Here is an 8132-nt window from a genome sequence, read left to right as displayed (position 1 = left end):
TCCATCAGCCGTCTTCCCCACCCCTCGCCACGGACCGATTCGAGGACGGCGACGCGTTCGACTTTCCCGACACCGGGTTCGTACTCACGGAGGCGTGCCGCACCGACTGCTTCGCCGTCTCGATAGCCCACGAAGTGAACTGCATCCGACTCGGGTTCGTCGTACTCGTCCCACTCTATCTCTTCGTCGACGCCCTGTTCGTCCACGAAGACGGCCTTTCGGACGGCGAAGGCGTCCGCTCGTTCGTCCTCAGTGGTGACGACTCGGACTTCGGTCTCGGTCATGCACGGTGATTTTGCGGGCGAGTACCTGACGATTGCGGAGGCGGCCCCTCCGTCGTCTCGTCGCCGAGTGCCCACCCGAGTCGGTAGACGAGTGTCCCTGCGGCGAGTGTCACGAGCGTCCACCCGACGAGGAGTATCGCGAAGAATGCGGGGCCGAACCCACCGATTGGGAGTGCCGGGATGGTGAAGGCGACAGGGGCGGCGACGATAGCGAGTGCCAACGGACGAGCGTCGATTTTCCGTCGAGCCGCGTAGCCGAATGGAAGGAACAACGCGACTGTCGTGCCGAGAGAGAGCGCACTCGGGACACCCCATAGTTGGCCCGTCCTCGTGAAGAGTGAGACGACGCTGGCGACTACGATTGGAGGGCCGACAGTCACGGCGACGAGTCGCCAGAACGTCACCGACCCTGGCCGCCGAACACCGACGAGACCGATGAGGACGAACTGGAGTCCGAGCGTCCACGCGATTGCGCTGAGTCCGTCAGCGAACATCCCGAGGGCGACGAGGCTCAGCATCCACGCGACGCCGAGGCCTGAGACGATGTAGCCGAGCGTTCGAACCGAGTCCGCCCGCGTGTCGAATCGCCGTGTCGCGGACTGGATTCCCACCACGCCGATTGCCATCAGGAGCGCCGGGAGGAACGCCGCCCCAACGAGGTCTGAGAGCAGATACGGTGCCGAATCGGCGGCGATGCTCGCGGAGGCGGCGGCTTGCGTCGAGAGCGTCTTATCGGGTCCAAAGGCGAGGTACGTCTCGTCGTCGATAGACGCGCGGTTCCGTTCGCCACCGACCCACGTCGCCCTCGTGTCGTCGCCGGTGTTCAGTCGCGCTGGGTCGTTGACGAGGACGGTTCCCTCGGGGCCAGTGACAGTGAACCGGTCGGCGTCGACGTAGACGTACCGCGTGTAGCCGTCGGCGTTGAAGTAATCGACCAGGAGTACATCGCCGTAGCCCTGAGACGCCATCTCCGGAACCTCGAACGTGACGACGACGGTGCGGCCGTCGATTCGACTGTCGAGGTTTTGGGGGTCGTCGACGAACAGGCGATGGCTCTCGAACGTCTGTCGAACGACGCCGTCGAGGAGGGCCAGATTCTCGCGGAAGGTTACCGCAGACTGCTCGTCGACGGTGACGAAGGCACTCCAGTGGCCGACTCCGTCGTCGCCGACTCGGACGTCGAGTTCGCTGGATTCGATAGTGAGGTCGATACCGGCATCGTCGGCGGCATCGACGAACGGGTCGCTACAGACGCCACACACCGGCTCTGGAGGTGAACTAGCGACAGTCGGCCCCATCGCAACCGGAAGCACAGACGCGACGAGGAGGAGGACGAAGCAGGCAGCGCGGAGTCTCATCTACCGCATAGATTTCGACTCGGTGATAAGTGTCTTCTCCCCCACGACCGCACCTGCGGAAACGACACCCCTTTTCCGTCGCCGACGAAAAGCGAGTCCATGGACCCGAAGCGGGAACTCACGAGCGTCGACCTCGCGGCCCTCGTCACCGAGTTGAACCGGTACGAGGGTGCGAAGGTCGACAAGGCGTACCTCTACGGCGACGACCTGCTTCGCCTCAAGATGCGGGACTTCGACCGTGGCCGTCTCGAACTCCTCTTGGAAGTCGGCGACATCAAGCGTGCACACCTCGCCGCACAAGAGCACGTCCCGGACGCCCCCGGTCGACCACCGAACTTCGCGATGATGCTCCGCAACCGACTCAGCGGGGCCGACTTCGCGGGCGTCGAACAGTACGAGTTCGACCGCATCCTCACGTTCACGTTCGAACGCGGCGACGAGAACACGAAAATCGTCGTCGAACTCTTTGGGCAAGGAAACATCGCCATCCTCGACGAGACGGGCGAAGTCGTCCGCAGTCTGGAGACGGTTCGTCTCAAGTCGCGGACCGTCGCACCGGGGTCGCAGTACGAGTATCCTTCCTCTCGACTCGACCCCCTTACCATCAGTCGCGACGCACTCGGTCGCCACATGGACCAGTCGGACACCGACGTGGTCCGCACCATCGCGACGCAACTGAACCTCGGCGGCCTCTACGCCGAAGAAATCTGTACCCGGGCCGGCGTAGAGAAGACGCTCGACATCGCCGACGCGACGGACGAAGACTACGACAAAATCTACGACGCCATCGTCGAACTTCGCCATCAAGTCCGGTCCGGTGAGTTCGACCCGCGCGTCTACCTCGACGACGAGGGGGCAGTCGTGGACGTGACGCCGTTCCCACTCGAAGAACACCAGAACGCGGGCCTCGACGAGGAGGCCCACGATTCGTTCAACGATGCGCTCGACGACTACTTCTTCCGCCTCGATTTGACCGCCGACGAGCAAGAGGCCACCTCGAACCGCCCCGACTTCGAGGAGCAAATCGCCAAACAACAGCGCATCATCGAACAACAAGAACAGGCCATCGAAGGCTTCGACGAGCAGGCGAACGAAGAACGCCACCGTGCCGAACTGCTCTACGCGAACTACGACCTCGTCGACGACGTTATCGAGACGATTCGCGGTGCACGCGAGGAGGGCGTCCCGTGGGACGACATCGCCGCGAAACTCGACTCGGGTGCCGAACAGGGCATCCCCGCCGCGGAGGCCGTCGAAGACGTCGACGGTGCCAACGGAACGGCCACCATCGCCCTCGACGACACGACAGTCACCGTCGACGTGTCGATGGGCGTCGAGAAGAACGCCGACCGCCTGTACACCGAAGCCAAGCGCATCCAAGAGAAGAAACAGGGTGCCCTCGCGGCTATCGAAGACACGCGCGAGGAATTGGAGGCTGCCAAACGACGCCGCGACGAGTGGGAAGCGGACGACGAAGAAGACGAAGACGAGGACGAAGAACCCGAAGAGACCGATTGGCTCTCGCTCGGGTCGGTCCCGGTCAAGTCGACCGAACACTGGTTCGAGCGCTTCCGGTGGTTCCACACCTCCGACGGGTACCTCGTCGTCGGCGGACGCAACGCCGACCAGAACGAGGAGTTGGTGAAGAAGTACATGAGCAAACACGACCGCTTCTTCCACACGCAGGCACACGGTGGCCCCGTGACGCTCTTGAAGGCCACCGGGCCGAGCGAACCCGCACAGAAGGTCGACTTCTCCGAAGAGACGCTCCGAGAGGCCGCCCAGTTCGCCGTGTCGTACTCATCCATCTGGAAGGAGGGCCGCTTCGCCGACGACGCCTACATGGTCGAACCGTCGCAGGTGTCCAAGACGCCCGAGTCGGGCGAGTACGTCGAGAAGGGGAGTTTCGTCATCCGCGGGGACCGCCGGTACTTCGAAGATATGCCCGCCAAAGTCGCCGTCGGCATCCAGTGCGAGGACGAGACACGTGTCATCGGCGGCCCGCCGTCGGCAATCGAGACGCGCGCAGAGACGACGCTGACGCTCACACCTGGTCAGTACGCCCAAAACGACGCGGCCAAACTCTGTTACCGGCGACTCCGTGAACGCTTCGCGGACAAATCGTTCGTCAGAAAGATTGCGTCTCCGGACCAGATTCAGGAGTTCCTGCCGCCGGGCGGAAGCGACATCCTCGACGACTGAATCCACTCCAGTCGCTCGAAATTCGACGTTTGATGGATTAATGTGCCATTATTCGAGAGTGTTTGGTGCAAGATTATATACTTTCTCACCGTAATGATACCCGAGCGCGTGCGTGATACCTAAACACCAGTTGGCTCGGTGCCTCGTGGTCGGGTGACGGCGCTCGGTGAATTCCAATGATTTCAGAATCAATCAATTACCTCCGTAACGGAGAGGACTGGGTCAAGACAGTTCTCATCGGCGGTGTACTCGGCCTATTGAGCTTCCTCATCATCCCGACGTTCCTCGTCATCGGGTATCTCCTTCGTGTCGTCCGTGCGACGATGCGCGGAGACGAAGAACCGCCAGAGTTCGACGAGTGGGGTGACATGTTAGTCGATGGCCTGAAAGGCTTCGCTATCGCGTTCGTGTACTTCCTCATCCCCGCTATCGTGGCGCTGGTGTTCGGCTTCGCAGGCCTCATCGGCATCGTCGCTGGCGGTGGCTCGGACGCCGCGGGTGCCTTCGGCGGCATCGTGACGTTGCTCGGCCTGTTGGTCGCGTTCGTCCTCAGCCTCGCCGCCGCATACCTCGTGCCGGCGGCCCTCGCGAACTACGCGGAGACTGACCGCCTCGGTGCAGGCTTCGACTTCGGGACGCTCCGGCCCATCCTCACCTCGGGCAAGTACGCCACTGCGTGGCTCACGGCGTTCGTGGTGCTGTTCGCGGCGTCCCTCGTCGTCGGCATCCTGAACGTCGTCCCGCTGCTCGGCTTCGTCGTCGGCGCGTTCGTGACGTTCTACGCCTCGGTCGCCGCCTACTACATCATCGGCAAGACGTGGGGCGAACTCCACGACATCGAGATGATGGACGAAGGCGAGACGCCCGACGAGCAACCCGCCGTCTGAACTGTCGACTAGAATCCACATTTTCGACGGAATATCTAAGCCGATAGCGAAGCGACACCTTCTCAGCATGCTCTCCGACGCACTGTCGTTCCTCAAGCGAAGCGACGACTGGCTGGCGACCACGATTATCGGTGGTGTCCTCTCGCTCCTCTCTGTCCTCATCGTCCCCGCGATTATCCTGCAAGGATACTACGTGCGGGCCATGCAGGCGGCGGCCCGCGGCGAGGAAGCGGCACCCTCGTTCACCGATTGGGGTGGTCTCCTCGTCGACGGCCTGAAGTTGTTCGTCGTCACGTTCGTCTGGGCGCTCCTCGCAATCATCCCAATCATCGGCTTCTCGGCGATTATCGGACTCAGCACGTTCGCAGTCGCCGAAACGACGACCAGCGCGGGCATGCCGCCCGAACCAGCGAGCAACTTCGGAATCGGTATCGTCGCCATTCTCGGAAGCCTGGTCGTCTTCGCTCTCTCGCTCGTCGTCGGGTACGTCGTCCCCGCCGCGGGGGCGAACTTCGCCATCGAAGGAAACCTCGGTGCCGGCTTCGACGTTCGGACGATTCTCAGTGGCGCGTTCACGGCTGAGTACGCCATCGCGTGGGTTCTTGCCATCGTGGTCGCACTCGTCCTCGGCACGATTGGGAGTCTCCTCTCGATTATCCTCGTCGGCGTCTTCGTCCTGTTCTACGTCCAGGTGACGACGTACTACCTGTGGGCGAGAGGGTACGCCGATGGTATCGGTCAACAGTCGGGCTGGTAACCGCGATAGCAGGACTCTTTTCCGTTCCGCGACGACCGGACGTATATGCGCATCTCGAGTCGCGGTCGGGGCGAAGAGGGGCGCGAGCGAATCACGCTCGTCCCCGAGAACGTCGACGACCTCTGGCATCTCTCGTACGTCCTCGAACCGGGTGACCTCGTCTCCGGTGACACCACCCGCCGCATCCAGCGCGACGACGAACAGATGCGAGACACGGGCGGTGAGCGCGAACACCTCCACGTGACTATCGAAGTCGACGACATCGAGTTCGCACGCTTCGCCAACCGCCTCCGCGTCGGCGGCGTCATCACCTCGTGTTCCCGCGAAGACCAACTCGGCCATCACCACACCATCAACGTCGAAGAGCGCGCCGAGATAACCATCGAGAAGCACTTCAAAGCCGACCAGATAGACCGCATCGAGACGGCAGAACAGGCCGCAGAGAACCCCGACGTGGCTATCGCGACGGTCGAAGAAGGTGCTGCGTACATCCACACTGTCGCCCAGTACGGGACCGAAGAGTACGCCTCGCTCACGAAACCGACTGGGAAAGGCGAGTACGCTCGCCCTCGGTCCGAACTGTTCGACGAACTCGGGTCGGCCCTCTCGCACCTCGACGTAGACGCCATCATCCTCGCCGGTCCGGGCTTCACGAAGAACGACGCGATGGACTACCTCCAGGAGAACTACGCCGACGTGGCCGAGAACATCGTCACCACCGTCGACACCGCCGGCGTCGGTGACCGCGGCGTCCACGAAGTCCTCAAACGCGGTGCCGTCGACGACGTGCAGAAACAGACGCGCATCGCCGAGGAAGCGAACCTCATCGACGAGTTGATGGAGAACATCTCCACGGGCGCGAAAGCCGCCTACGGCGTCGAACAGGTCGCCGAAGCGGCCGAGTTCGGGGCCGTCGAGAACCTTCTCCTCCTCGACTCTCGACTCCGTGCGGAACGGCAGGGAGAAGGCGACTGGGACGTGGACGTGAACGACATCATCGACTCGGTCGAACAGAAAGGCGGCGAAGTGACGGTTTTCTCGGCCGAGTTCCAACCCGGCGAGCAGTTGAAGAACCTCGGCGGCATCGCGGCTATCCTTCGGTACCGACTCCAGTAAGCACCGCCGCGTCCGAAGTGTCTGCACCGTTCGTCGCCGTCACGAGACGAGTTCGAAGCGTATTCTCTCTCGCTTGGATGTCTTCGTCTCCTTTCGGAGCAACCGTTTAGACGCCTGCGACCGAGTGTCTAGTGTGGAATCGGGCGTGTTCACGAAAGCCATCAAACGAGTCGACCGATGGCTCGACCTGGTGTTCTTCGCCGGGTGGGAGGTGTCGGTCCTCGTGATTCCGACACTCTGGATGCTCTTGGCAGCGACACCACCCGAGGCGGTGTCGCTATCCGGCATGACGGCACTCGTCGTGAGCGCTGCCGCCGTCGGCACCTACCGCGGGCAGTACGTCTCGACGGGGTCGTGGCCGCGTCCCGGCCATCTCCCGACGCTTCCCCTGCGGTCTGCGTACTACAGTCTCGTGGTCGGTGGCACGTCGTTGCTCGGGGCTGCAGTGCAGGTCCACTCTGGGTGGTTCTGGGCCGGCATCGTCGTCCCTGCAATCGTCGTCACCGGTGCGTTGGCGCTGTTACCGACCGTCGTCGAACGAGTCGAACGTACCGCGAAGTTCACGTTGTAACCGGGAAGACTCTCACACAGACTGTCGGGTTCTCACTCACCCGTCAGCGACTCGCTCGCGGGTGAGAAGTCTATCGTCGTGCCGAGTCCCTCGTCGCGGGCTTTCTCGTAGAGCATGTGCGCCGCTGCCACCGTCTCGATACCCGTTCCGCCGCTGTCGAAGACGGTAATCTCGTCGTCGTCTTCGCGGCCGGGGACGGTCCCAGCGACCACTTCACCGAGTTCGGCGTAGATGTGGTCCTCGTCGACGACGCCCTCGTCGACGGCCGCGAGGAACGACCCCGCGTCCATGGTAGCGCGTTCCCGTAAGTCGGGGACGTACTTCGCGCGGGCGATGGTCGTCGTGTCGAGTTCGCGCTTGTCCGGGTGGTACTGCCCCATCGCCGTGACGTGGGTACCGGGTTCGAGAAGGTCGCCGTCGAAGACGGGTTCTGCGGCGGTGGTCGCCGTCACGACGATATCCGCACCTTCGACTGCCGCAGCGCTGGAGGCGACGGCAGCGACGCTCGCGTCGAGTAGTCGGTCCATCTCCCCAGCGAACTGCTCGCGGTTCTTCTTCGTCGGCGAGTAGACCCAGACCGTTTCGAGGTCACGGACGGCGTCGATGGCGCGGAGTTGGCCCTTCGCTTGTGGACCGCTGCCGACGACTGCCACCGTCGAGGCGTCGTCGCGGGCGAGGACGTCGACTGCGACGCCCCCTGCTGCGCCTGTCTTGAACGGGTTCATGCTCGCGCCGTCGAGGAGTGCGAGCGGTTCACCCGACTCGGCGTCGAACAACGGTGTCATGAACCACGCGTCCGTCGCGCCGAACCCGGCGGAGTACATGTACCCACCCATCGCGCCCGTCTCGGGGAGCACCGCCGCGTACGTGGTGAACATCCCCGGTGGCTCACGGTTGAGAAGCTTCGTCCGGGGTTCCGCAGGTGCCCCGTTTCCGCGCTGTCGATAGCCTGCTCGA

8 protein-coding genes are annotated in these 8132 nt (G+C 63.2%); 5 read left to right on the top strand and 3 right to left on the bottom strand.

The annotated features are described in order from the left end of the window. Together AUR66_RS09610 and AUR66_RS09605 are read right to left on the bottom strand one after the other, a co-directional pair. The coding region (locus AUR66_RS09610) for a GNAT family N-acetyltransferase (RefSeq protein WP_157533047.1) at nt 1-284 on the bottom strand (284 nt) is incomplete at its 3' end. Then, a complete protein-coding gene (locus AUR66_RS09605; RefSeq protein ID WP_058572220.1) occupies nt 281-1642 on the bottom strand; it encodes a hypothetical protein in 1362 nt (453 codons plus the stop codon). The genes AUR66_RS09605 and AUR66_RS09610, both read right to left, overlap by 4 nt. 99 nt (nt 1643-1741) lie before the next feature. On the opposite strand from AUR66_RS09605, the gene rqcH reads away from it, so the two are divergent. The 5 genes from rqcH (at nt 1742) to AUR66_RS09580 (ending at nt 7175) form a co-directional block, all read left to right on the top strand. Further along, nucleotides 1742-3844, top strand: coding sequence for a ribosome rescue protein RqcH (rqcH, locus tag AUR66_RS09600; RefSeq protein WP_058572219.1), 2103 nt, complete (start codon nt 1742-1744; stop codon nt 3842-3844). Between the two features lie 176 nt (nt 3845-4020). After that, complete coding sequence (locus AUR66_RS09595) at nt 4021-4731, top strand: DUF4013 domain-containing protein (RefSeq protein ID WP_058572218.1); 711 nt, start codon at nt 4021-4023, stop codon at nt 4729-4731. Nucleotides 4732-4798: 67 nt separating this feature from the next. Continuing rightward, a complete protein-coding gene (locus tag AUR66_RS09590; protein ID WP_058572217.1) occupies nt 4799-5488 on the top strand; it encodes a DUF4013 domain-containing protein in 690 nt (229 codons plus the stop codon). A 45-nt stretch (nt 5489-5533) separates the two neighbouring features. Beyond that, entirely contained in the window at nt 5534-6604 is a 1071-nt protein-coding gene (locus AUR66_RS09585) for an mRNA surveillance protein pelota (RefSeq protein ID WP_058572216.1), read from the top strand. Nucleotides 6605-6737: 133 nt separating this feature from the next. Beyond that, nucleotides 6738-7175 carry a hypothetical protein gene (locus tag AUR66_RS09580; RefSeq protein ID WP_058572215.1) on the top strand — a complete coding sequence of 146 codons (438 nt, stop codon included), beginning with the start codon at nt 6738-6740 and terminating at the stop codon, nt 7173-7175. A gap of 32 nt (nt 7176-7207) precedes the next feature. Here the strand turns inward: AUR66_RS09580 and AUR66_RS09575 are convergent. Continuing rightward, nucleotides 7208-8132, bottom strand: a 925-nt coding sequence (locus AUR66_RS09575) for an ornithine cyclodeaminase family protein (protein WP_058572221.1), incomplete at its 5' end; no start/stop codon positions are given.

It is taken from the genome of Haloferax profundi (assembly GCF_001469865.1).
Lineage (GTDB): Archaea > Halobacteriota > Halobacteria > Halobacteriales > Haloferacaceae > Haloferax > Haloferax profundi.
Note: the sequence above shows the minus strand (reverse complement) of the source record. Positions and strands in the feature narration are given on the sequence as shown.

Coding starts and splice junctions, on each gene's coding strand:
- rqcH (WP_058572219.1), top strand. CDS start 1,742: ATGGACCCGAAGCGGGAACTCACGAGCGTCGACCTCGCGGCCCTCGTC.
- AUR66_RS09595 (WP_058572218.1), top strand. CDS start 4,021: ATGATTTCAGAATCAATCAATTACCTCCGTAACGGAGAGGACTGGGTC.
- AUR66_RS09590 (WP_058572217.1), top strand. CDS start 4,799: ATGCTCTCCGACGCACTGTCGTTCCTCAAGCGAAGCGACGACTGGCTG.
- AUR66_RS09585 (WP_058572216.1), top strand. CDS start 5,534: ATGCGCATCTCGAGTCGCGGTCGGGGCGAAGAGGGGCGCGAGCGAATC.
- AUR66_RS09605 (WP_058572220.1), bottom strand. CDS start 1,642: ATGAGACTCCGCGCTGCCTGCTTCGTCCTCCTCCTCGTCGCGTCTGTG.